The sequence below is a fragment of the Brevundimonas variabilis genome (genome assembly GCF_014199945.1).
GTDB classification, from domain to species: Bacteria; Pseudomonadota; Alphaproteobacteria; order Caulobacterales; family Caulobacteraceae; genus Brevundimonas; species Brevundimonas variabilis.
Genome location: NZ_JACHOR010000004.1, coordinates 292,686 through 316,133, shown reverse-complemented (window position 1 = coordinate 316,133; position 23,448 = coordinate 292,686). Strand labels below are relative to the sequence as shown.

General features: G+C 67.0%; 23 protein-coding genes. 12 read left to right on the top strand and 11 right to left on the bottom strand.

Annotated elements, in window-relative coordinates; genetic code table 11:
- The first annotated feature begins 54 nt into the window (after nucleotides 1-54).
- A complete protein-coding gene (locus GGR13_RS12900) occupies nucleotides 55-1,308 on the top strand; it encodes a serine hydrolase domain-containing protein (protein WP_183213950.1) in 1,254 nt (417 codons plus the stop codon).
- Here the strand turns inward: GGR13_RS12900 and fabD are convergent.
- Nucleotides 1,305-2,249 carry an ACP S-malonyltransferase gene (fabD, locus tag GGR13_RS12895; protein ID WP_183213949.1) on the bottom strand — a complete coding sequence of 315 codons (945 nt, stop codon included), beginning with the start codon at nucleotides 2,247-2,249 and terminating at the stop codon, nucleotides 1,305-1,307. The two genes, GGR13_RS12900 and fabD, sit on opposite strands and share 4 nt — an antisense overlap.
- 151 nt (nucleotides 2,250-2,400) lie before the next feature.
- Between fabD and GGR13_RS12890 the strand changes: the two genes are divergently transcribed.
- Complete coding sequence (locus GGR13_RS12890; protein ID WP_183213948.1) at nucleotides 2,401-4,476, top strand: TonB-dependent receptor plug domain-containing protein; 2,076 nt, start codon at nucleotides 2,401-2,403, stop codon at nucleotides 4,474-4,476.
- Nucleotides 4,477-4,544: 68 nt separating this feature from the next.
- Here the strand turns inward: GGR13_RS12890 and GGR13_RS12885 are convergent, their stop codons facing one another.
- A complete protein-coding gene (locus tag GGR13_RS12885) occupies nucleotides 4,545-5,054 on the bottom strand; it encodes a DUF2059 domain-containing protein (RefSeq protein WP_183213947.1) in 510 nt (169 codons plus the stop codon).
- A 237-nt stretch (nucleotides 5,055-5,291) separates the two neighbouring features.
- On the opposite strand from GGR13_RS12885, the gene rpsF reads away from it, so the two are divergent.
- The 6 genes from rpsF (at nucleotide 5,292) to GGR13_RS12855 (ending at nucleotide 11,351) form a co-directional block, all read left to right on the top strand.
- The gene (gene rpsF / locus GGR13_RS12880) at nucleotides 5,292-5,669 is read left to right on the top strand and encodes a 30S ribosomal protein S6 (protein WP_183213946.1); all 378 of its coding nucleotides are present in this window, start codon (nucleotides 5,292-5,294) and stop codon (nucleotides 5,667-5,669) included.
- 12 nt (nucleotides 5,670-5,681) lie between these two features.
- Nucleotides 5,682-5,972 (top strand): 30S ribosomal protein S18, encoded by a 291-nt coding sequence (gene rpsR / locus GGR13_RS12875; RefSeq protein WP_183213945.1) that lies wholly within the window; start codon nucleotides 5,682-5,684, stop codon nucleotides 5,970-5,972.
- A gap of 1 nt (nucleotide 5,973) precedes the next feature.
- Nucleotides 5,974-6,558 carry a 50S ribosomal protein L9 gene (gene rplI / locus GGR13_RS12870; protein WP_183213944.1) on the top strand — a complete coding sequence of 195 codons (585 nt, stop codon included), beginning with the start codon at nucleotides 5,974-5,976 and terminating at the stop codon, nucleotides 6,556-6,558.
- Nucleotides 6,559-6,800: 242 nt separating this feature from the next.
- A complete protein-coding gene (locus tag GGR13_RS12865) occupies nucleotides 6,801-9,266 on the top strand; it encodes a TonB-dependent receptor plug domain-containing protein (RefSeq protein WP_183213943.1) in 2,466 nt (821 codons plus the stop codon).
- A 92-nt stretch (nucleotides 9,267-9,358) separates the two neighbouring features.
- Nucleotides 9,359-9,745 carry a hypothetical protein gene (locus GGR13_RS12860; RefSeq protein ID WP_183213942.1) on the top strand — a complete coding sequence of 129 codons (387 nt, stop codon included), beginning with the start codon at nucleotides 9,359-9,361 and terminating at the stop codon, nucleotides 9,743-9,745.
- 118 nt (nucleotides 9,746-9,863) lie between these two features.
- Nucleotides 9,864-11,351 carry a replicative DNA helicase gene (locus GGR13_RS12855; RefSeq protein ID WP_183213941.1) on the top strand — a complete coding sequence of 496 codons (1,488 nt, stop codon included), beginning with the start codon at nucleotides 9,864-9,866 and terminating at the stop codon, nucleotides 11,349-11,351.
- A gap of 16 nt (nucleotides 11,352-11,367) precedes the next feature.
- Here the strand turns inward: GGR13_RS12855 and tdh are convergent, their stop codons facing one another.
- From tdh to trhO, 4 genes are all read right to left on the bottom strand, one after another.
- Nucleotides 11,368-12,420 carry an L-threonine 3-dehydrogenase gene (gene tdh, locus GGR13_RS12850; protein ID WP_183213940.1) on the bottom strand — a complete coding sequence of 351 codons (1,053 nt, stop codon included), beginning with the start codon at nucleotides 12,418-12,420 and terminating at the stop codon, nucleotides 11,368-11,370.
- Nucleotides 12,420-13,610, bottom strand: a complete 1,191-nt coding sequence (locus GGR13_RS12845) for a glycine C-acetyltransferase (RefSeq protein WP_183213939.1) — start codon at nucleotides 13,608-13,610, stop codon at nucleotides 12,420-12,422. The genes tdh and GGR13_RS12845 overlap by 1 nt, the downstream gene beginning before the upstream one ends.
- A 74-nt stretch (nucleotides 13,611-13,684) precedes the next feature.
- Entirely contained in the window at nucleotides 13,685-14,548 is an 864-nt protein-coding gene (locus tag GGR13_RS12840; RefSeq protein ID WP_183213938.1) for a DUF4232 domain-containing protein, read from the bottom strand.
- Nucleotides 14,545-15,537: an oxygen-dependent tRNA uridine(34) hydroxylase TrhO gene (gene trhO, locus GGR13_RS12835; protein ID WP_183213937.1), complete on the bottom strand. Its 993-nt coding sequence runs from the start codon at nucleotides 15,535-15,537 to the stop codon at nucleotides 14,545-14,547. Before trhO ends, GGR13_RS12840 begins: the two co-directional genes overlap by 4 nt.
- Nucleotides 15,538-15,634: 97 nt before the next feature.
- On the opposite strand from trhO, the gene mtnP reads away from it, so the two are divergent.
- Entirely contained in the window at nucleotides 15,635-16,501 is an 867-nt protein-coding gene (gene mtnP, locus GGR13_RS12830) for an S-methyl-5'-thioadenosine phosphorylase (protein ID WP_183213936.1), read from the top strand.
- Here the strand turns inward: mtnP and GGR13_RS12825 are convergent.
- The 3 genes from GGR13_RS12825 to GGR13_RS12815 are packed head-to-tail and all read right to left on the bottom strand — an operon-like array spanning nucleotide 16,498 to nucleotide 18,717.
- Nucleotides 16,498-17,085 carry a TIGR04282 family arsenosugar biosynthesis glycosyltransferase gene (locus GGR13_RS12825; protein ID WP_183213935.1) on the bottom strand — a complete coding sequence of 196 codons (588 nt, stop codon included), beginning with the start codon at nucleotides 17,083-17,085 and terminating at the stop codon, nucleotides 16,498-16,500. The two genes, mtnP and GGR13_RS12825, sit on opposite strands and share 4 nt — an antisense overlap.
- The gene (locus GGR13_RS12820; RefSeq protein ID WP_343060412.1) at nucleotides 17,075-17,755 is read right to left on the bottom strand and encodes a TIGR04283 family arsenosugar biosynthesis glycosyltransferase; all 681 of its coding nucleotides are present in this window, start codon (nucleotides 17,753-17,755) and stop codon (nucleotides 17,075-17,077) included. Before GGR13_RS12820 ends, GGR13_RS12825 begins: the two co-directional genes overlap by 11 nt.
- The gene (locus tag GGR13_RS12815) at nucleotides 17,752-18,717 is read right to left on the bottom strand and encodes a radical SAM protein (RefSeq protein ID WP_183213934.1); all 966 of its coding nucleotides are present in this window, start codon (nucleotides 18,715-18,717) and stop codon (nucleotides 17,752-17,754) included. Before GGR13_RS12815 ends, GGR13_RS12820 begins: the two co-directional genes overlap by 4 nt.
- 159 nt (nucleotides 18,718-18,876) lie before the next feature.
- Between GGR13_RS12815 and GGR13_RS12810 the strand changes: the two genes are divergently transcribed.
- Genes GGR13_RS12810 through GGR13_RS12800 form a run of 3 tightly spaced genes read left to right on the top strand, consistent with a single transcriptional unit; the run spans nucleotide 18,877 to nucleotide 21,296 of the window.
- Nucleotides 18,877-19,677: a DUF1499 domain-containing protein gene (locus GGR13_RS12810; protein WP_183213933.1), complete on the top strand. Its 801-nt coding sequence runs from the start codon at nucleotides 18,877-18,879 to the stop codon at nucleotides 19,675-19,677.
- Between the two features lie 60 nt (nucleotides 19,678-19,737).
- A complete protein-coding gene (locus GGR13_RS12805) occupies nucleotides 19,738-20,178 on the top strand; it encodes a hypothetical protein (RefSeq protein WP_183213932.1) in 441 nt (146 codons plus the stop codon).
- Nucleotides 20,175-21,296 (top strand): FAD-dependent oxidoreductase, encoded by a 1,122-nt coding sequence (locus GGR13_RS12800; protein ID WP_183213931.1) that lies wholly within the window; start codon nucleotides 20,175-20,177, stop codon nucleotides 21,294-21,296. The genes GGR13_RS12805 and GGR13_RS12800 overlap by 4 nt, the downstream gene beginning before the upstream one ends.
- Nucleotides 21,297-21,310: 14 nt before the next feature.
- On the opposite strand, the gene GGR13_RS12795 is transcribed toward GGR13_RS12800, so the two are convergent.
- Together GGR13_RS12795 and GGR13_RS12790 are read right to left on the bottom strand one after the other, a co-directional pair.
- Nucleotides 21,311-22,741 (bottom strand): FAD-dependent oxidoreductase, encoded by a 1,431-nt coding sequence (locus GGR13_RS12795; RefSeq protein ID WP_183213930.1) that lies wholly within the window; start codon nucleotides 22,739-22,741, stop codon nucleotides 21,311-21,313.
- Nucleotides 22,738-23,445 carry a TVP38/TMEM64 family protein gene (locus tag GGR13_RS12790; protein ID WP_183213929.1) on the bottom strand — a complete coding sequence of 236 codons (708 nt, stop codon included), beginning with the start codon at nucleotides 23,443-23,445 and terminating at the stop codon, nucleotides 22,738-22,740. Before GGR13_RS12790 ends, GGR13_RS12795 begins: the two co-directional genes overlap by 4 nt.
- Nucleotides 23,446-23,448: the final 3 nt, after the last annotated feature.

The window sequence follows — 23,448 nt, the reverse complement described above, 5'->3', positions numbered from 1 at the left end:
GACGTGACATCCTCCATTTTCTCGATCACCGTCCCACCTCTCACCGGAGGCATCATGACCGAGACTTTGATCCGCCCGACCCGTCGCGGTCTGATCCTCGGGGCCGGGGCCCTGACCGCCGCCTGCGCCACCACCCGCCCATCCGCGCGGAGTGACGCCGCCCGTTTCCCGGCGACCCAGGCCGTGCTCGACGGCTGGGTCGCAGCCGGCAAGGTCCCGGGGGCCACGGTTGGGCTGCGCAATGCCGACGGCACGAATGCCTGGCTGCAGGCCGGCAGGCTCGACCACGATCCGGCCTCTCGCCCCGTGGATCGCAACAGCCTGTTCCGCATCTATTCCATGACCAAGCCAATCACCGGCGCAGCGACAGCCCTGTTGATCGAGGACGGACGGCTCACGCTGGACACGCCCGTGGCTGACTTCGTGCCGGAGCTCGCCAGGGTCCAGGTCGCCACCAGCCCCCTGCGCAGTCTCGACGCCCGCGCGCCGACGACGGTCATGACCGTGCGCCATCTGCTGACCCACACGGCAGGCTTCATCTACCATTTCTACGGCGATCAGCCCGTCGCCGCCGCCTATCGCCGTGCCGGCATCTTTCCGGTCACCGGCTACAATCTGAGCACTGATCCTCTCGACGGGCCCAAAGTCCGCGATCTCGACGAGATGGCACGGCGTCTGGGCGAGATCCCGCTCGTGGCCGATCCGGGCACGGCCTATGCCTATTCGCTCAGCCTCGATGTCATGGGTTTGGTGATCCAGCGCGCGTCGGGAATGGCCTTCCCCGACTTCGTCCAGCGCCGCCTGTTCGATCCCATCGGCATGGATGACACGATCTGGCAGTTGCGCCCGGGCGACAGCGCACGCTTCTCGGCGCTCTACGACTACAAGGACGGCGGTCGCGTCGCCCGCGACGATCCCAGGAACAGTGACTATGCCCGGCCGGTCACCCTGTTTGCGGGCGGGGCGGGGCTGGTGTCCTCGACCCAGGACTATCTCGCCTTTCTGACCACCATCCTCGACGGAGGTCGCGCCGGGCGGGTGACGGTCATGAAGCCGGAGACCGCCCGTCTGATCCGCACCGACATCCTGCCGACGGCCGTGCCCGAGGCCGAAGGCCAGGGTCACGGCTTCGCGGGCTCTGTGGATCGGACAACGGGCGAGTACGGCTGGAGCGGCGCGGCGGGCACGGTGGCCTGGCTCGACCCCTCGGCCGGCACCGCGGTCACCGTCATGCTCCAGCGATTCAATCAGGCGATCGACGTGGATGGGGACATCCGCGAGGCACTGGCCCTGGACGCCGGGGCCTAAAGCCCCTTCGCGAACGCTTCCAGGTCTTCGGGCGTGTTGAGCGCCACCGCCTCGGCATCCGGCGCGATCCGCTTGGCCATGCCGGTCAGGACCTTGCCCGAGCCGATCTCGGCGAAGCGGGTTACGGCCCCCTCGCCCGCCATCCACTCCATACTCTCGCGCCAGCGCACCCGGCCCGTGACCTGATCGACCAGCAGCCCGCGCACGACCTCGGCATCCCGCTCGGCCCGCGCCGTCACATTGGCGACCACCGGCACCACCGGTGCCACGATCGTCGCGGCGGCGAGAGCGGTCGCCATCTCGTCGGCGGCCGCCTGCATCAACGGGCAGTGGAAGGGGGCCGAGACGTTCAGCGGGATCGCCCGCGCGCCCAGTTCCTTGGCCTTCTCGATCGCCCGGTCGACGGCAGCCTTCTCGCCGGAGATGACGATGTTGCCGTTGTTGTTGTCATTGGCCACGACACAGACTCCGACTTCGGAGCCTGCTGCCGCCGCAGCCTCGGCCAGCGCAAGGTCGGTCTTCGGCCCGATCAGCGAGGCCATGGCGCCCTTGCCGACCGGGACCGCGCGCTGCATCGCCTGCCCGCGCAGCTTCAGCAGCCGCGCCGTATCGGCCAGCGAGATCGCCCCCGCCGCACACAGGGCCGAATATTCGCCCAGCGAATGCCCGGCGACATAGGCTGCGGCCGAGACATCGAACCCGAACTCGACCTTCAGCACCCGCATGGCGGCCATCGACACCGCCATCAGCGCCGGCTGGGCGTTCTCGGTCAGGGTCAGCTGGTCCTCGGGTCCGTTGCGCATCAGCCCCGACAGATCCTGGCCCAGCGCCTCGTCGACCTCGGCAAACACCTCGCGCGCAGGCGCAAAGGCATCGGCCAGGCTCGCGCCCATGCCGACCGACTGACTGCCCTGGCCGGGAAAGAGGAGTGCAAGGGTCATGGGTGGCCTCAGATTATTGCGACGGATTTGTCGCGAGGGTTAGGCCAAGCGGCCGCCCGGCTCAAGCGCTCCTGGAACAGCGGCACGGAGCCCACGATCCGCCACAATCTCATTCAACCCTCGGTTTTCAGTGATGTTGCGGGGGGTAGTGATGATCATGGTTCGAGCAAGCGTGCTGGTGCTGACGCTAGCCTCCGGGACCCTCTTCCCACTGGTGATGCCCGCGCAGGCGCAAGCGCCCGGGACCGCTTCGGTGACCGAAGCCGACCCCAATATCACCCCCTATCCCGCCAGCTTCTTCACCGAGTTCCGGTCCATCACGGCACTGGACATGATCGGCCGCATCCCGGGCTTCCAGTTCGACGGAGGCACGTCCGGGCGCGGGTTTGCGGGCACGGTCGGCAACATCCTGATCGACGGCGAGCGGCCCCCCGTCCGCAGCGATTCGTTGCAGTCTATCCTGTCGCGCATCCCGGCCTCCCAGGTCGAGCGGATCGAGATCGTCCGGGCCGGTGCCGGAGGGATCGACATGGCCGGCAAGGCGGTCGTGGCCAACGTCATCCGCAGGCCGGACAGCGGCGTGACCGGGTCGGTCGGCGGGACACTCCAGGCCAATACCGATGGCCGCCTGAGCCCGAACTTCAGCCTGCAGGCGCAGCGACAAGCCAACGGGCGTTCGATCGAGGGGGCCTTCAGCACCTATGGCGGTTCGGGCGAGGACAACGGCTTTCGCGAACGCCGGACGCCGGATGGTCAGTTGCTGCTGCTCGGCCGGAGCGAGGGCATCTTCGACTACAGCGGCGCAGAGGCCACGACGGTCTATGAAGGCCCGCTGGGCGGGGGCCGTGTGCGACTGAACGGTCTGGTCGAGTACAGTTACAGTGGATACGACGGCGACGACCTGCTGCTGTTCCCGACCGGGCAGGAACGCAATCTTAGCGACTTCAACCAGACCAAGGGGGAAGTCGGTGCCCGCTGGACCCGCAACCTTCCGCGCGGGATGACGCTGGAGCTGCTGGGGTCGCAGCAGCAGATCTGGACCGACAGCGTCGGCGAATACGACACGCCGGACTTCACGTCCCAGTCCGTCAATGACGAGACCAGCGGCGAAAGCATCGGGTCAGCGGCGGTCAAGTTCGCATCGCTGAAGACGCCCCTGGGCGGCATCGATATCGAGACAGGCAGCGAGGTCGCCTTCAATTTCGTGGAGAGCGCCACCGCCTTCCGGTTCAACGAGTCCCCTCTGCTGCTGCCCGGCGATGATACGCGCGTGGAGGAACTGCGCAGCGAAAGCTTCGTCTCGGCCGTCTGGGCTCCCAGGACCAATCTCAGCGTCACGGCAGCCATGCGCTATGAGCGGTCCCGCATCACCGCCGGGGGATCGGGCGGCGCCGCCGAGACCAATCTCGCCTTCCTGAAGCCACGGCTCAATGTCTCCTGGACCCCGCGCCCGAGCCATTCCCTGGCCCTGAGGCTGGAGCGCAACGTCGACCAGCTGTCCTTCGGAGCCTTCGAGGCGTCTGCGGCCTTCTCGACCGGCATCTTCGGGCGCGGCAATCCCGATATCCGTCCGGCCCAGACCTGGATCGGCTCGCTGCGGTATGAACGGGTGTTCGATCGCCAGGGGTCGTTCGTCGCGGAACTGACCCATGAGGAACTCGACGAGATCCTGGGCCAGGTCGTCGTCGTTGAAACCCTGCCCGGGGAGACACGACCCCGGACCTTCAACGTGACGCGCAATGTCGGTACGGCACAGCGGGACACCGCGCGCCTGACGGGTCGTCTGCCCCTGGACAAGTACGGGATGTCGGGCGGGATCGCGTCAGCGTCCTTTCAGGTTCGCAAATCCGAGACCGAAGACCCCGTAACCTTCCTCGAACGTCGCCTGTCGGGTGAACAGCCCTCGAGCTGGAGTCTTGGTCTCAGCCAGAACCTGATCCGTCAGAAGATCAGCTGGAGCGTCAGCGCCTCCAGTGGCCAGCGGGGCCGGTCGTTTGCGCCCAGCACCCTGTCCACCTTCTCCACGGACCCGTCGTTCAACGGCAACATCAGCTGGCGTCCCGATGCGAAGCTTAGCCTCAGCGCCGGGGTCAATCTGGCCAGCGATTCCGAGAGCCGGTTCACCCTGTTCGGAGGCCCTCGCGACCGGGCCGGGCCCGTCTATGACGAACGCTCGGCCAGCCGGGGAACACTCAGCGCCTACCTCAGCGCGCGCCGGAGCTTCTAGGCGCTACTCCCCCAAGACGTTGCTTGAGGGGCTGCAGCCGGACGTGACAAAAGCCCCGCCGGCCATTGTCAGCGGAGTTGTTCGGCAAACCCCTCCGGACACTTCACGCGGCCACACAGCCTCTGAACCATCATCTGCTGCATCCGGGGCATCAGTTCCTGGACAATCGGGCCAGAGCGCTGAGTGAGTAACGGAGTCTTTCCCGTGATCGACCGGCCTGTCGGGCTCTCATAGAACCGGACCAGCGCAGACAGTTCGTCGGTCGTCAGGACTTCGGCGTACAGCGCGACATACCGATCCATCATGACCGGACGAAGCTCGCGCATCACCTCTGTCGTGACCTCCCCCATGGCGTCGGACATTTCCGGGCTGACAGCTGAATCCGCCGGGATCGAAGCGGTCTGGAGCTGAACCATCGTGGCCGTCAAGGCGTCCATCATCTTGTCGAACTCGATGGCATCCAGATATTTCCGGACCAGCACCTCACGCGACCCTTGCGCCGACGCGCTGTTATCCTGATGCGCCGCGTGCGCTGGCAGGGTCGCCAATCCGCAGATCGCGACAATCAGAAGCGTCATTCGAAACATCTGGCATCCCCTTTTGGTTGTGACGCAGCCTAACCACAGACGCGCTGCCATTGCCATCCTTGCCCCCGCGGCCGTTTTCCCCTATACGCCCCCGCTTTCCAGGGCTTCGGTCCTGATGCGGAATGCCAAAGGGTTCGGGAAGTCATCCCGGCCGCCGCTTCAGGATCCATCGCCGACGCGGCTTACCCGGCCGCATCGACGCCGATGCCCTACAAGGGAGACGAACGCATGGCTCTTTACGAGCACACGGTCATGTCGCGCCAGGATATCAGCGCGCAGCAGGCCGAAGCGCTGAACGACACCATCAAGGATCTGATCGTCGCCGGTGGCGGCTCGGTCGCCAAGATCGAATACTGGGGTCTGCGCAACCTGACCTATCGGGTCAAGAAGAACCGCAAGGCGCACTATTCCTTGCTGGCCATCGACTGCCCGCCTGCGGCCATGGCCGAAGTCGAGCGTCAGCTGGGCATCAACGAGGACGTCCTGCGCTGGCTGACCATCAAGGTCGAGGAACTCGATCTGGAACTGTCGCCGCTGCTCGCCCGCCGCGAGCGCGAACGCGAGCGTGACCGCCCCGTCCGCAACGACGAAACCGTCGAAGCGTAAGGATCAGATCATATGACCGATACAACCGCTCCCCGTTCCGCCAACGTCCCCGGCACCCCTGCCGGTTCGGGCGGTGGTGGCCGCCGTCCGTTCAATCGCCGCCGCAAGACCTGCCCGTTCACGGGTGAAGGCGCGCCGAAGATCGACTACAAGGACGTCAAGCTGCTGCAGCGTTACATCTCCGAACGCGGCAAGATCGTGCCCTCGCGCATCACTGCCGTGTCCCAGATCAAGCAGCGCGAACTGGCCAAGGCCATCAAGCGCGCCCGCTATCTGGCCCTCCTGCCTTATGTGGTGAAGTAAGATGAAGGTCGTTCTGCTGGAACGCGTCGAGAATCTCGGCGCCATCGGCGACGTCGTGTCCGTCAAGGACGGCTTCGCCCGTAACTTCCTCCTGCCGCGCGAAAAGGCGCTGCGGGCCACGTCCAAGAACCTCGAGAAGTTCGAACTCGACCGCGTTGCCATCGAGCAGCGCAACGACAGGAACAAGGCTGACGCCCAGAAGGTCGCCGACAAGATCGACGGCCAGTCCTACGTCATGATCCGTCAGGCGGGTGAAACCGGCCAGCTGTACGGTTCGGTCGCCGGTCGCGACGTTGCCGAGGCCGTTCGTGCCGAAGGCGGCAAGGTCGAGCGTTCGCAGGTCGTGCTCAACACCGCGATCAAGACCCTGGGTGTCCACGAAGTGCTGGTTCGCCTGCACGCTGAGGTCTCTGCCACGGTCAAGATCAACATCGCCCGCTCGGCCGACGAAGCCGAACGTCAGGCGAAGGGTGAGGACGTCATCAAGTCGGCCTATGACGAGGACCGCGAAGCGGCGATCGAACAGGCCCGCGACATGGTCGCCGGCGGCGCAGGCCAGCAAGACGGTCTGGGCTCGGAAGCCTGATTTCTTCTATCCGTTCCGGATAGAGACAGTCGAAACGAGGCGCATTCCCCCGGGAATGCGCCTTTTTTCTTGCCCGCCCCATCTATGTCAAAATTGCAACGGACGCGGACCGTCGCAAGGCGCGTGCTTGACCTGCCCCGTGCGCGACATCAGCTTGCACGCAAGGGCGACAGGATGCGGTGCTGGGCAATAAATTTGCGCGACCGCACGGATCGCTCGTCATCGAGCTGTCAGGATCTCACATGCGCATCGTCTCTACCCGAACCCTTCTGCTGGGGTTCGCCTCCGTTGCCGTCCTCGCCTTCCCTGCCGCGGCCCTTGCCCAGACCCCGGCGCCGCAGGATGAACCGGACACGACCGTGGACGAGATCGTCGTCACGGGCACCCGCACCGTCGGCCGCAGCCGCCTCGAGACCCTGGCGCCGGTCGATGTCATCACCGCCGAGGTCCTGACGCGTCAGGGCACGGGCACGGAACTGGCAGCGGCGCTCGCCGCCTCGGCCCCGTCGATCAGCTTTCCCCGCCCGGCCATCACCGACGGCTCCGACCACGTCCGCCCGGCCACCCTGCGCGGCCTCGCCCCCGACCAGGCCCTGGTCCTGATCAATGGCCAGCGCGGCCACGTCGCGGCCCTGCTGAACGTCAACGGCAACGTCGGTCGCGGCTCGACGGCCTTCGACCTGAACACCGTGCCCTCGGTCGCCCTCGGCTCGGTCGAGGTCCTGCGCGACGGGGCCTCGGCCCAGTACGGCGCCGATGCCATCGCCGGGGTGATCAACCTGCGTCTGCGCGAAGCTGCCAGCGGCGGCGGGCTGACGCTGAACTATGGCATCTATGACACCGAATACACCACGGCCCGCGGCGACCACAGCGCCAGCGACGGCGAACAGTATTCCGCCGCCGGCTGGGTCGGCCTGCCGCTGTTCGGGGACGGCTTCCTGACGCTGTCGGCCGAGGTCCAGAGCCGCGCGCCCACCAACCGCTCCGACTATGCGGCGCCGACGGCCGTCAATGGCGGATCGTCCACCACCGTCATCGGCCGTTTCGGAGATCCGGATACCGAGTCCTATGCGGGCTGGTTCAATGCCGGCAAACCCCTCAGCGGCGGCTGGGAAGCCTATGCCTTCGGCGGCTATCAGCATCGCGACTCCAGCGCCGCTGCGACCGCCCGGGCCTTCAACAACGCCAACAACATCACCTCGGTCTATCCGAACGGCTTCCTGCCGATCATCGCCACCTCGATCGACGACACGAACATCTATGGCGGGATCAAGGGACCGGCGGCCGGCTTCGACTGGGACATCTCGGCGGGCTATGGCCGCAACGAGCTGGAGTACCGCGTCGAGAACTCGATCAACGCCTCGCTGGGCGCGGCCTCACCACGCTCGTTCGATGCCGGCGGTCTGGGCTATGACCAGTTCACCTTCGCCATCGACGCCGTCCGCCCGATCGAGGCGGGCCTGTACGAGCCGCTGAACCTCGCGCTCGGTGTCGAATATCGCACCGAGTCCTTCGACGTCTCGGCCGGTGAACTGGCCTCCTACACCCGCGGCACGGCCGGAACAGCATCCGCCGGGGGTGGCTCGCAGGGCTTCCCCGGCTTCCAGCCCTCCAACGTCACCGACGAGGACCGGAACAACATCAGCGCCTACATCGACCTGGAAGGGAAGTTCACCGAACAGTTCACGCTCGGCCTCGCGGCCCGGTACGAGGACTATTCCGATTTCGGCGACACCCTGACCGGCAAGATGTCGGCCCGCTACGACTTCTCGCCCGCGTTTGCCCTGCGCGGCGCGATTTCGACCGGCTTCAAGTCGCCCGCCCTTCAGCAGCAGTTCTTCTCCTATGTCGCCTCCAACCTCGTGGCGACGGCACAGGGGGTTGTGATCCAGCAGAACGGATCGTTCCGCGTCACCGATCCGACGGCCATCGCCCTCGGTGCCAAGCCGCTGGAGCCCGAGACCTCGACCAATTTCTCCGGTGGTGCCGTCTTCCGCCGGGGCGGATTCGAGTTGACGGTCGATGCCTACCGCATCGATCTGCAGGACCGGATCATCTATTCGGAAACCCTCGGCGTTGCCCGGCCCAGCCAGAGCGCGGCCTCCACCGCCGCCATCCAGACCCTGCTGGCTCCGCTCGGCGTGGCCGGCGCGCGATTCTTCCTTAACGGGGTCGACAGCACGACGTCCGGGATCGACCTCGTGGCCCGCTATCGCACGTCCCAGGACTTCGGTCGCTTCGACTTCACCCTGGCTGGAAACTTCAACGAGACCGAAGTCACCCGCACCCCGCCAGTCCCGTCCAATCTGGCCATCGCGCCATCTGACGCCTTCCTGTTCGACCGCTCCAGCCGCCTGACCTTCGAGGAAGGAACGCCGGAGCAGAAGATCGTCGGCAGCGTGGACTGGACGCTCGATGCCCTGGCCGCGACGGTCAAGGTGACCAGCTATGACTCGGTTCTGGTCCCCAACAACAACCCGATCCTCGACTACCAGACCGGCGAGGCCCTGCTGGTCGATCTGGAAGGCCGTTACACCTTCCCGTTCGGCGTCACGGCAGCCGTGGGGGTGAACAACCTGACCGACGAGTATCCGACGGCAACGCCGACAACCCTGAACGGGGCCACGGGCTCGGTCGGCTACCCCAGCTTCTCGCCCTATGGCTTCAACGGCCGCTTCTTCTACGGCCGCCTGAGCTACAACTTCTGATATCAGGAGGGCGGCGTGATCCGGACGGGTCTGCCGCCCTTTTTCTGCCACCGATCATCGTTCACTGTGGTGGGGTGAACGGGAGAACGGGAATGCTGAAGACCATCGGACTGGCCGCCGCTCTCGGTGTGGGAACCGTCCTCGTGACTCCGGTGCCTTCGTCGGCCCAGACCATGAACCTTCGGGAGTTCGTCACGGTCGCCGAGCGCATCCCCCGCAATCCAACAGCCCTTCTGCGGTCCGATTTCCGGCGCGTGAAGCGTGAGTTCGAGGGCGGGCTCACGGCCGTCAAGCGCGAAGAGGCCGCCGCAAGGTCGGCGGGTCGCGCGCCCTCCATGTGTCCGCCGGAACGCCTGTCGATCGATCCGGTGGCGACCCTTCGCCAGCTGGATGCGATTGCCGATGCGGGACGGCCGTCAATGACGGTCACGGACGGCATGCGCCAGTGGCTGCGCAGCCGCTACCCCTGCCCGGCGTGACCCTCGAAAACTGATCCGCCTCAGGATTTTCGGACCGTCCACAACCCCGCGCACTTCTCCACCACCGAAGGCCGTCCCGCGCATGTCGCGGAGGCCCGGGACGGTTAAGCAAATGTGGATGAACGCCTTCGCTCCGATCACCGCCGACCACCTCGCCATCCCGTCGCTGCCCCACAATCTGGAGGCCGAACAGGCCCTGCTGGGCGCCCTGATGTTCGACAATGCCGTGTTCGAACGCCTGTCGGACCGGTTGCGCGGCCAGCATTTCTACGAGCCCTTCCACCAGCGCCTGTACGCCGCGATCGAGGACCATATCCGTCAGGGCATGCTGGCCGAGCCCACCATCCTGATGGAGCGGTTCAAGCAGGACCCCGCCTTTGCCGAGTTCGGCGGCCTGCGTTACCTCGCCGACCTGATGGACCGGGCGCCTCCCGGCGCCAACGCGCCCGACTATGCGCGCGTGGTCTATGACCTGGCCTTGCGCCGCGACCTGATCCGGATTGGCGGGGACATCATCAAGGATGCCCCGGACCCCGAGACCGCTGCCATCGACCAGATCGAACAGGCGGAACTGACCCTGTATTCCCTCGCCGAGAGTGGCGCGCCGTCCTCGGGCTTCGTCAGCTTTTCGACCGCCCTCGCCGGGGCCGTGCAGATGGCCGGCGAGGCCTATCAGCGCGACGGGAAGCTAGCCGGCCTGGCCACCCATCTGGACGACCTGGACCGGATGCTGGGCGGGATGCACCCGTCCGACCTGCTGATCCTTGCCGGCCGACCCTCGATGGGCAAGACGGCGCTGGCCACCAACATCGCCTTCAACGTGGCCCGGAACTATCGCTGGGAGCCGACGCCTGACGGTCGAAAGACCGTATCCGGCGGCGTGGTCGCCTTCTTCAGCCTGGAAATGAGCGCCGAACAGCTGGCCATGCGGATCTTGGCCGATGCCTCGGGCGTGTCATCGGACAAGCTGAGGAAGGGCGAGATCGACGCCTCGGACTTCGGCCGCGTCCGCGATGCCGCCATCGAGATCGGCGAGAGCCCGCTCTACATCGATGCGACCGGCGGCCTGGCCATCTCGAAACTGGCCGCCCGCGCAAGGCGCCTGAAACGAATGGATCAGGGTCTGGACCTGATCATCGTCGACTATCTGCAGCTGATCACCGTCGGCGAAGGCAATGGCCAGAAGAACCGCGTGCAGGAGGTGTCCGAGATCACGGGCGGCCTCAAGGCGCTGGCCAAGGAACTGAACGTCCCGATCATCGCCCTGTCCCAGCTCAGCCGTCAGGTCGAGAACCGCGAGGACAAGCGGCCCCAGCTGTCCGACCTGCGGGAATCCGGCTCGATCGAGCAGGACGCCGACGCCGTGATGTTCGTCTACCGCGAAGCCTATTACCTTGGCCGGACCGAGCCCCGCGAAGGCACCGAAGAGCACCTGAAATGGCAGGAGGACATGGACGTCCTGCAGCACCAGGCCGAGGTCGTCATCGGCAAGCAGCGCCACGGCCCGATCGGTATCGTCAAGCTGTCGTTCGACGCCGACACGACCCGCTTCGGCAACCTGGCCCGCGACGGGCGCTATTCGAACGTCAGGGACATCCCGGAATAGCGCCCCTCGGCGTGCTTCAGGCCGCCTTGTCCCAGTTCAGAACCACCTTGCCGGACTGGCCCGAGCGCATGGCCTCGAAGCCTTCCTCGAAACGCTGGTAGCCCATGCGGTGGGTGATCAGCGGCTCAAGGTCCAGACCCGCCTTCAGCAGACCCAGCATCTTGCGCCAGGTCGTGAACATCTCGCGCCCGTAGACGCCCTTGATGGTCAGGGCCTTCAGGATGATCGCACCCCAGTCGGTCTCCATCGGCTTGGAGGGAATACCCAGCAAGGCCATGCCGCCGCCCATGATCAGGGTGTCGACGCATTGCTTGAAGGCGATCGGCGAGCCCGACATCTCGAGCGCCACGTCGAACCCGACCTTCAGGCCCAGCTCGTGCATCACGTCCTTCAGGTCCTCGCGTGTGGTGTTCACGGTGCGGACGCCCGGCGCGACCTTCTGGGCCAGCTCAAGCCGGAAGTCGTTGATATCGGTCAGGACCACGGTCCGGGCCCCGGCGTGGCGTGCAACGGCGGCGGCCATCATGCCGATCGGCCCCGCCCCCGTGACGATCACATCCTCGCCCAGCAGGTCGAACTGCTGGCAGGTGTGAACCGCATTGCCGAAGGGATCCAGCATCGAGGCGACGTCGTCGGACACGTCGTCCGGCAGTTCGATCACGTTGAAGGCCGGCGCGACGACGAACTCGGCAAAGGCCCCCTGACGGTTCACGCCGATGCCCCGGGTGTGGGGGTCGAGATGGAAATGCCCGGCGCGCGCCGCTTCGGAGTTCAGGTCGATGACATGACCCTCGGCCGAGACGCGCTGGCCGATCTTCAGGGGGCGATTGACGTCCGAGCCGATGGCGACGATCTCGCCGCTGAACTCGTGACCCGTGATCATGGGGGTCGGGACGTTCTTCTGGGACCAGTCGTCCCAGTTCCAGATGTGAATGTCGGTGCCGCACACGGCCGTCCGCTTCACGCGGATCAGCACATCCTCGGGCCCGGCGACCGGGATCGGCGCGTCGATCAGCTCCAGGCCGATGCCCGGTGCGGTCTTGGCCAGGGCCTTCATGGTATCGGTCATCAGATTACTCCCAGTTCCTTGCCGGCCGTCGTGAACGCCGCGACCGCTGCATCGATATGTTCAAAAGTATGCGCCGCCGACATCTGGGTCCGGATCCGCGCGGCCCCGCGCGGCACGACCGGGAACGAGAAGCCGATGACATAGACGCCCAGCTCCAGCATCCGCGCCGCCAGATCCTGCGCCAGACGGGCGTCGCCCAGCATGACCGGGATGATGGGATGCTCGCCGGGCAGAAGGTTGAAACCTGCCTCGGTCATGGCCGAACGATAGCGGGCGGCATTGGCGAACAGCTGCGTCCTCAGGGTGTCGCCCTCGCTGCCCCGGGCGATGCGAATGGCCTCCAGGGACGCGCCGCAGATCGACGGGGCCAGGGCATTGGAAAACAGATAGGGCCGCGCCCGTTGCTTCAGCAGCTGAACCACCGGCGCGGTCGCGCAGATGAAACCGCCCATGGCCCCGCCCAGCGCCTTGCCGAAGGTGCCTGTCAGGAAGTCGATCTCGACGCCATGATGGGCATAGGAGCCCTTGCCCTGCGGCCCGAGGAAGCCGGTCGCATGGCAGTCGTCGACCATGATCAGGGCCTGATATCTGTCGGCGAGCGCCCGGATGTCCTTCAGCTTCGCAATATAGCCATCCATCGAGAAGGCCCCGTCGGTCGCGATGACGATCTCGCGGGCCCCGTCGGCGCGGGCCGCCTTCAGCTGGGTCTCCAGATCGTCCATGTCCGACGTCGCGAACCGGTAGCGTTTCGCCTTGCACAGCCGCACGCCGTCGATGATCGAGGCATGGTTCAGGCTGTCGGAGACGATCGCGTCCTCGGCCCCGAACAGCGGCTCGAAAAGCCCGCCATTGGCATCAAACGCAGCGGCAAAAAGGATCGAATCCTCGAAGCCCAGATAGTCGGCAAGCGACCGCTCCAGCTCCTTGTGGATGTCCAGCGTCCCGCAGATGAACCGCACCGAAGCGGTACCGGCTCCGCGCGCCTCGCTGGCGGCATTGGCGGCATCCACGATCCGCTGGTCGCCGGCCAGACCCAGATAGTTGTTGGCGCAGAAGTTCAGGACGTCGCGACCACCAACCTGGATCACCGGCCCCTGGCGCGAGGCGATCACGCGCTCAGGCTTGGTCAGGCCCTGGGCCTCGATGTCGGTCAGCTCGGCGGCGATACGGTCGTGAAAGGTCGAGGTCATGACCGGACAGGTAGGCCGAAACGGGCCGTGTTTCCACCCCGCCGCGGCGGCCGTTGACCGACCGGCGATCGGTCTCAGGGGGCGGGTGCCGGCTCCTGCACCGCGCGGAACGGACTGACCTTCACCCGTCCGCCGCACGGGCCAAGCTGCTGCGCCAGATCGACGCTGCGGGTATCGGCCGGCGGCGTCACGCGAACACCCATGGCCGCAGGACAGGTCGTCTGCCCCTGGGTCTTATCCGGGACAACAGTCCAGGCCAGATCGAAATAGCCCTTCGCCTGCGGGGCCAGGCGGACGAGCATGGGTGCAGAACCTGACCTCAGATAGCTGCCTGTGTCCTGTTCGCTGCGCACGGTCGTGATCGGCTGCTGGATGGCGTCCAGCAGCGCGACGGTCGGATAGCCGGTCAGGCCGCAGGGCTGGGCCCCGATATTCTGAACGCCGACTGTTGCCAGCCGATTGCCTGCGCCAGCGTCTCCGCCCTCGCTGGACAGCTTCAGATCGGCCGCGCGGCACGGTGCCGGTGTTGCGGTTGCCGCGATGGTGCTCGGCGACGGCGGCAAAGCCCGGCTGCACCGCTCCAGTATGGCTGACACGCCCCCGTCAGTCGCGCTGACGCGTCCCAGGGTCCCGGTCTCGATACCGTCACGGCTGGTCGTCCACCACTGGACACCGGAGCCGGAATAGCGGGCGCCCGAGGCGGCCTCGACCGAGCGGGTCTGGTAGACCTCGCCCTCATAGGTGACCACGGCCGACTGGAGGTCGGGATACTGCACCGCGACGGTCTTGCCGCTCTCGCACTCATAGGCGACGGCCGCTGCGGTCAGGACCGGTGCAGAGGGCTCGACCGGCGGCTGGACCGGGGCCTCGGGAGACTGGTCGCAGGCCGCCAGCAGGGCGACGAGAGCGATGGCGATAAGGCGGTCGGACCGGATCATGATGTCCCCTCGGGTGGCGTCGTCGAAACGCTGTCATCGTCCAAAGGCTGCGATCGAACTGGCGGCGTCAAGCGTGCACCGACATGGTCGATACCCAGCCGGGCGGCGATCTGCATCTGGCGCTGCCGTTCGGCATAGCCAGCCTGCCGGTCGGGATCACGGTCATGGCAGCGTTCGCAGCACACGCCCTCGACATACTGGGGCGAGGTCCGCCCCTCCGGACTGACCGGCATGCGGCAGCCGTGGCACAGGGTGTGGGTGCCCGGGCTCAGCCCATGCCCCACGGCCACCCGCCGGTCGAATACGAAACATTCGCCCCGCCACAGGCTGTCGGCCTCCGGCACGGTCTCGAGATATTTCAGGATCCCGCCCTGCAGGTGATGGACCTTCTCGATCCCTTCGGCCTTCAGCAGGGCCGTGGCCTTCTCGCAGCGGATTCCGCCGGTGCAGAACATGGCCACCCGAGGCGGCTCAGGCCTGTCCAGCAGGGCCCGGCCTTCGCGCTCGAACCAGGCCGGGAAATCGCGAAAGCTGACCGTGCGCGGATCGATCGCCCCCTCGAACGTCCCGACAGCGACCTCATAGTCATTGCGGGTGTCGATGATGACGGTGTCCGGGTCGGCAATCAGCGCATTCCAGTCGGCGGGCGCAACATAGGTCCCGGCATCATGGGCATCCACGTCGGGACGCCCCAGGGTGACGATCTCGGGCTTGATCCGCACCTTCAGCCGGTGGAACGGCATGGTCTCTGCCGTCGAGTATTTGACGTCCAGCGCCGCGAACCCCGGCTGGGCCCGCAGGGTCGCGATCACCGCCTCGATCCCGGCGTCCGGCCCGGCCAGGGTGCCGTTCACACCTTCATGGGCAACCAGCAGGGTCCCGCGCACGCCAGAGTCCTCGCACGCAGCCTGCAGCGTCGCCCGCATCGCCTCGGGATCGGCGACGGGTGCAAACCGGTACAGGGCAGCAACGCAAAGGGGGGTCGTCATGGCCGGTGTCTAGCCGCCACAGCCGCCCGCGAACAGGCCCGGGACACCGGCACCGCGATACGGTAACGGAACCGCTTCAGTCGACGAAGGATGAACCATGGGTGCGTGGAAGATCGGGATCATGGGCGGCTCGGGCCTGTATGAGCTGGACGGGCTGCAGGACCGCCAGTGGCACCGGGTCGACACGCCCTGGGGCGCACCGTCGGACGAGCTCCTCAGCGGGACCCTGCACGGGGTCGAACTGGTCTTCCTGCCCCGCCACGGCCGCGGCCACCGCATCCCGCCCGGCGACCTGAACGCCCGGGCCAATATCGCGGCCCTGAAGGCGGCGGGCTGTACCGACGTCCTGTCGATCTCGGCCGTCGGCTCGCTGAAGGAAGAGCATGCGCCGGGGTCCTTCGTCGTCATCGACCAGTATATCGACCGCACGGTCGCTCGACCGGCCTCCTTCTTCGGCCCCGGCATCGTGGCCCATGTCTCGCTGGCCGATCCCGTCTGCCCGCGCCTGTCGGAGCTGGCCTTCGAGGCCGGTCGGAGCAATGGCGTGCCGATCGTGAACGGCGGCACCTATCTGGCGATGGAGGGGCCCCAGTTCTCGACCCGGGCCGAAAGCCATCTCTACCGGTCCTGGGGCTGCGACGTCATCGGCATGACCGGCATGCCCGAGGCCCGCCTCGCCCGCGAGGCCGAGCTGCCCTACGCCTGTGTGGGCATGGTCACCGACTATGACTGCTGGCGCGAGCACACCGCCGATGTGCAGGTGACTGACGTCCTGGCGATTCTGAAGAGCAATGCCGAGGCCGGGCGCAAACTGGTCGACACCCTGGTGCGATCCCTGCCCGCCGAACGGGAGCCGTCACCGATCGACACCACGCTCGACATGGCCGTGATCACCGCCCCGGACCTCTGGGAGCCGGACCTCAAGGCCAGGCTGGCGACCCTCTGCCCACGGAAGTTCGGCTAGGACCGGGCGCGATAGCGTTTCAGGGCGGGCCCGTCGTCGACATCTTCCTGCTCGCGCAGGAGGGTGACGGTTGCCCCCTTCAGATTGGCGAGGGTGTCAGACAGGGCATTTGCGGTCGACCACCGCACGCCCTCGAACGGCAGGCGCTCGCCCGGCCCCCGGCGCAGGCCGATCAGCCAGTAGCCGCCGTCCGTCGCCGGACCGAACACGGCGCGATGCAAGCCCAGCGCCCGAAAGGCCGCCCCGACATCGGCCCGCGTCACTGTCGGTGTGTCGCTGCCCAGGATGACCACCGGCCCGGGCGGCAGGGACCGGATCACCCGCGTCAGACGCTCGCCGAGATCGCCCGGCCCCTGCGGAAGGGCCGTGCCCGTCCGGACCCAGTCCAGCGGTCGGTCCGGTGCCACCGCCAGCCACAGCCGCCAGCGCGGATCATGTCCCAAGGTGCGAGTCAGCCGGTCCAGCGCATGGCGTGCAAACCGCACGGCCTCGACATCCCCGACGTCCGCCGCCAGCCGCCGCTTGCCCACGCCCAGCTGCGGCCGGCGCGCGAAGATCACCAGATGACAGTTTCTAGCGGCCATACAGTTTCGCGATCCGTTCGGCGGGCACACCCATCCGGTACAGGCTGAGACAGGTCAGGTTCAACGCCGTCTGGCGAATCCACCCGCGCCGCCGCCACCGGGCCGCAGAGGTCCTGGCCTCACCGGACAGGACGACATGCCGGGCCCGACCCAGGCGTCGCATGATCTCGACATCCTCCATCAGCGGCTGATCCGGATAGCCGCCGACGGCGTCGTACAGGTCCCGGTGGATCAACAGGCCCTGATCGCCATAGGGCAGGCCGAGGAGGCGCACCCGCAAGGCAACGGCCCGTTCAATCACGCGGGCCTGCCAGGCGGAATCATCGATTGCCAGCCGCAGGGAGGCCGCCCGTCCGCGACCCTCCGGCCGTTCGATGTGCCGGACGATGCCGGCCCACCCTTCCTGCGATAAGGTCGTGTCCGCGTGAAGGAATAGCCGCCAGGGGCGTGTCGCGGCTCCGGCTCCGGCGGCCAGCTGCTGGCCCCGACCCGGCGGGCCGCTGACGACCCGGGCTCCGGCCGCCAGCGCAATCGCCGATGTTCTGTCGGTCGAGCCGCCGTCGCTGACAATGACCGCCACCCCGGGCGGCAGGGCAGCGAGGGTGGTCGAAAGCGAGCCCGCCGCATTCAGGGTCGGAATGATGACGTCGATTTGCTCCAGCGGGCTCACGCGCTGCAACTGGCTCCGCCCAGAACGCAGAATTGGGCACAGAAGGGGTGGTTCAGTGACACCCGCCCGGACGCCTCGGCCAGGGTCCGTCCCATCTCGAAGCCGGGGTCATAGGGCGTCAGGGTGCAGGCGACGACGACCGCCTGCGGGGCTCCGCGACGGCGCACCACCATCCGGCTGGAGGCGCACATCATCTCGGTTGGAGACTTGTGCAATATGCCCCAGCAGGCTTCGGTGATCTCGGGCACATCGGCCGCAGGTTCCATCTCGGGAAACAGGACCAGGGCCGCCGGGCTGGCGGCCTCGACTGGCAGACGCTCCCCGGCAAACACGGTGCCGAACGCGGCCCGTGCCGATGCCTCGTCCTCATGCGCCAGCCGTCGTCCGGCAATGGCGAGGCGGAAGCCGTGGTCGCGCAGCCAGCGCAATCCTTCCCACGCCTTGTCCCAGGCCCCCTCGCCGCGCTCGGCGTCGTGGATGGCTTGCGTGTGGTGATCCAGACTGACCCGCAACGTCAGCCGGTCGCCGACGTTCTCGGCCAGCCGGGCCAGCCGCTGGTCCCACCGCATCATCGGCCGCATGGCATTGGTCAGGACCAGCACCCGGTGACCGCTGGCGAGGGCGTCCTCGATCATCAGCAGGATATCCGGGTTCATGAACGGCTCGCCGCCGGTGAAGCCGATCTCGATGGAGCCCAGCCCCTCCGCTGCGATCTCGTCCAGATAGGCCCGGGCATCCGCCCGAGTCAGATAGGCGAGGGCGTCATTGGTCGGTGAACTGTCGATATAGCAGTTGGCGCAGGCGATGTTGCACAGGGTGCCGGTGTTGAACCACAGCGTCTCGAGCCGCTCCAGAGCCACGCCCGCGCGCCGAGACCCGTCCAGCGTCCAGGCCGGATCGACGAATTTCTGCGGCGACAGGGTGCGGGGTCGGCCAGTGACGAAGGGGGATGCGGCGGCCATGGTCATGCTGTCGTTATCTGAAGGGCGTGCCCGGCGAGTGCAAGCCGCGACCTGCGAGTTACGACAGCGCACCCTGCGAGGTTTCATCGGTGGGGTACGGTCTGGCTTCATCACGTCGAACATGGAACACAGGGGCGGCTGCTTGAAAGAAACCTGACCATGCGTTCGACCCTGGCCCGCCTGACCCTGTTTCTCGCCCTGCTGTTGCCGGTCTATTTTGCCGTTGCCGCCCTGGGATCGCGGTTCGGCCTCTTCGACTGGAAATTCGGTCTCGGCACGATGATCATCCAGTGGGGACCCCGACTGATCATCGGCCTGCTGGCTGTGGCCGTGCTGATCCTGATCGCGACCCTGGTGAAGTCCCCGCGCAAGGGCTGGCGATCGGCGCTCGTCGCCGTTCTGATACCGGCTGCGGGCCTGGGCTATCTGGCTTGGGTCCGGGGACAATCCGAAGACATCCCGCCGATCCACGACGTCTCGACGCGCCCCGCCGACCCGCCCGCCTTCTCGCCGGACCTGCTGGCCCAGCGTGCCCTGACCGAGGACGTGAACCCTGTGGTCGATCTGACCGTCCCCATGGCCCGGCTGGAGAAATACCAGGGTCCGCGCTTCGCCGAGATGGCGGACCAGTCCCTGGGCCAGGTCGCGGCAGAAGCCTATCCGGACATCCAGCCCCTGACCACGAATACTGCGCCCGCAACGGCCTTCGCAGCCGCGCTGACCGAGGCACAGTCCCAGGGCTGGACCATCGTCAGCCAGGACCCGGCCGCAGGCACGCTCAGCGCCACGGCGACGACCTTCTGGTTCGGCTTCAAGGATGATGTCGCGGTTCGGGTGCGCGCTGACGGCTCAGGCTCTGTCATCGACGTCCGGTCGACATCGCGCGTCGGCCTCAGCGACCTGGGGGCCAATGCCGCCCGGATCGAGGCCTATCTGACAGGGGTCTCGGCCCGCCTGTAACTTCCGGACAGGAGCCGTCGTAGCGTCAGACCTGCGCCTTTCCCACACCGGACACCTGCCATGCCCACCCCCGCGGCCCTCTTGCCCCTTCGGCACCTTGCCCTGTCCCTGCTGCTCTTGCGGCTTGGGATCGCGATCGTGATGGGGATCTGGGCGGCGGACAAATTCGTCAATCCCGGCCATGGCCAGGCGGTGCTGGAACATTTCTACGGCATGGGCGACAGCGGGGTTACGGTGGTGACGCTGATCGGGCTGGCCCAGGTCGTCATCGTCACGCTGTTCACCGTCGGCCTGTTCAGGACCTGGAGCTACGGTGCCGTATTGCTGATGCATGGAGTCACCACACTGGCGTCGTGGAAACAGTATCTGGATGCGTTCGACAATCTGCTGTTTTTCGCGGCATGGCCGATGCTGGCCGCCTGCATCACCCTGTTCCTCCTGCAGAAATACGACACGATCCTGAACGCCGACGCCATGCGGACAGTCGTCCGGCCCTCATGACATCGACCCGGGTCGCGCCGATCCATCTGGTTCTGGTCGGCGCGGGACACGCCCATCTGGCCGTCATCGCCAGTGCCGCGCGGCTGCGCGCGGCAGGGGTCCACCCCGTCCTGATCGCCCCGGCGACCTTCGACTATTCCGGTCTGGCGACAGGGGTCCTGTCCGGAGCCCTGTCGACAGGTTCTGCGCGAATCGACATCGCCACCCTCACCCGGAAGCACGACGTCCCGCACACGGTGGCAGAGGTCATCGGCATCGACCGACCCGCGCGGATCCTGGCGCTGGAGAACGGATCGCAGGCGGCCTATGACGTCGTCTCCTTCAACATCGGCAGCACGGTGGAGGCCCCCCAAGACTGGATCGGTCGCGACGGAGTCTGGCCCGTGAAACCGCTGTCCTCCCTGTTTGCCCTGCGCGCAGCCCTGGAGGCCCACATGGCCGCAGGCAGCACGCCCCCCGCCATCGTGGTTGCCGGAGACGGCCCCACCGGTTTCGAGATCGCCGCTGCTCTGACGGGCCTGCATCAACGGCATGGATGCGCCGTCAACCTGACGCTCACGGGTCCCAAGGCCGATGCCCGCTGGGCTCCGGGGTCCGCCGGCCACAGCATGACCCGGTCCCTCGACCGGCGAGGTGTGAAACGGGTCCTCGCCCAGGTCGTGGCGCATGAGCCCGGCCACGTCAGCCTCTCGGATGGACAGACCCTTGCGTGCGATCATCTGGTGCTGGCGACCGGCCTGCGGGCGTCAATCCTGACACAGACGCTTGATCTGCCGCTGGACGATCGCGGTCGCATCAAGGTCGCGCCGATCCTGTGCAGCATCGCCGACAACCGGGTCTTCGCCGCCGGGGACTGCGCCACGATCAAGGGCGACCCCCGCCCCTTTGCCGGCGTGTTCGGGGTCCGGGCTGCGGACGTCCTGATCGACAATCTGTGCGCCCTCGGCACGGGCACCAAACCCCGGCCCTACCGGCCCCAGAAGCACTGGCTCTCGATCATGGACCTCGGTGATGACACAGGCCTCGCCATGAGGGACGGTCTGTGGTGGCAGGGCCGCCTCGCCCTGGCGCTCAAGCGACGGCTAGACCTCGGCTTTGTAGCACGCAGCCGGACCTGACGGGCGCGACCGCCTCAGGCCAGATGTTTCAGGATCGAGACGATCTTGCGCGTCCGGTCGCTGAACAGGGCGGGCGTGTACCACATCCCGGCCAGCCGCTTGCCGATCTCGCCCCGGGTCGGATAGGGCGCGATCATGCCGGTCATGGCGCTGAGCTTCAGCTTCGCCGACATTGACAGGGCCCACACGTGGATGTGATCCCCGGCATGACGCCCGACCAGGGTGACCCCCAGGACCTTGCCCTTCTTCGTCGTGACCAGCTTGCCCAGACCCCGGGTATCGCCCTCGGCCATGGCGCGGTCGTTCTCGCTGAAATGAAAGGTCTCGACCCGGACATCCTCGCCATGCGCCTGACGGGCCTCGGCTTCGGTATGGCCGATCGTGGCCAGTTCGGGATCGCAATAGGTGACACGGGGCACGGCCAGGGCATCGGCATTAACTGGCGCACCAAAGATGGCCCGCCGCACGAACAGCGAGGCATGCGCACCCGCCAGATGGGTGAACTGTCCCCGCCCGGCGACATCGCCGACGGCGTGGACTCTTCTGTTGCTGGTCCGAAGAGCCTTGTCTGTCCGTATCCCCTTCGCATCATGGACGATGCCAGCCTTATCGAGGTCGAGACCACCCGTGGAAGGGCTTCGGCCCACAGCGACCAGCAGGTGCGAGCCCGCGATCCGGCTCTCGCCCTCAGGCCCCTCGACGATCAGCACGACGCCAGTCCGTTTCGGTGACGTCTCGGCACGCATTGCCCGGGTCCGGTCCCGCAGATCGACGCCGTCGGCAACCAACTGGTCGCGCACGACGGCCACCGCTTCCGGATCCTCGCGGCCGAGGATTTCACCTGCCTCGACGATAACGACCTCGGACCCCAGCCGCTGGAACGCCTGGCCCAGTTCCACCCCGATCGGACCGCCACCCAGCACGATCAGCCGCCGTGGCTGTTCCGTCAGTTCGAACAGTGTCTCGTTGGTGAGATAGGGCAGGTTCTCAAGCCCCGGGATCGGCGGAACGGCCGCCCGGGAACCGGTGGCGATGACGACCTTGCGCGCCTCGACCCGGACGTCACCGCCGACGACCGTCCGCTCATCCTCGAACCGGGCATGGGCGCGGATCACCCGGACCCCCAGACCTTCGAATCGGTCCTGGCTGTCGACTGGCGCAATGGTCGCGATGGTGCGGTGGACATGGGCCATCACAGCAGCGAAATCGACGATCGGCTCCACGGCACCGATGCCGAGCCCCGCGGTCCGGGCCTGATGCGCCTTGTCTCCGGCCGCGATCAGGGCCTTGGACGGGACGCAGCCATAGTTCAGGCAGTCGCCACCCATCTCGCCCTTTTCGAACAGCACGACATCGAGACCCAGCTGCGCCGCACCGGCTGCGACCGACAGTCCGCCCGAGCCGGCCCCGATGACGCAAACATCGACCGTCAGTGTTTCCGTCACAGGCTCTTTCCCTTGCGGCGCTGATACAGGGTCGTGCCCAGCGAAAGCAGGCCCAGCGCGACCAGCGGCACCAGCACCTTCGGCTCGAAGATGACGCCCAGATCGGGGGCCTCGCCACGTGCGACCAGGGCCCCGATCCCGGCCCCGATCCCGCTGTAGATGAAGGTCGCCGGCATGATCCCGAAGAAGGTCGCCAGCGCATAGGCCCGCAGCGGCGCATGGGCGAGGGCCGCCGCAACATTGACCAGCCAGAAGGGGGCCAGCGGGATCAGCCGGAGCGTCAGGATATAGCCGAACGCCCCCTGCCCCACGCCGTCGATGACCTTCTTCAGCATACCCCCCGAGGCTTCCGCCTTCGCCCGCAGCGCTTCGCCCAGCGAGGTCTGCACCGCATAGAAGACGGCCACAGCCCCGACTGTTGCCCCGATCACCGTCGCGGACCCGCCGACCCAGGTCCCGAACAGATAACCGCCTGCCAGCGTCAGGATGATCGCACCCGGCAGGCTTACCGCTGTCGCAAGGGCATAGACGGCGATGAAGGCCAGAAGCGCCAGGATCAGGTTCTGGTCGATGTAGCCACGTAGCAGCGCCTCATTGGCCTGCAGCGCCTCGAGGTTCAGATACTTCGTCACCCCGCTGGCGAAGATCGCGATCACGGCGACGATCAGGATCGCGAGCGGGAGAAACCGTTTGATGTGCTTCATGCC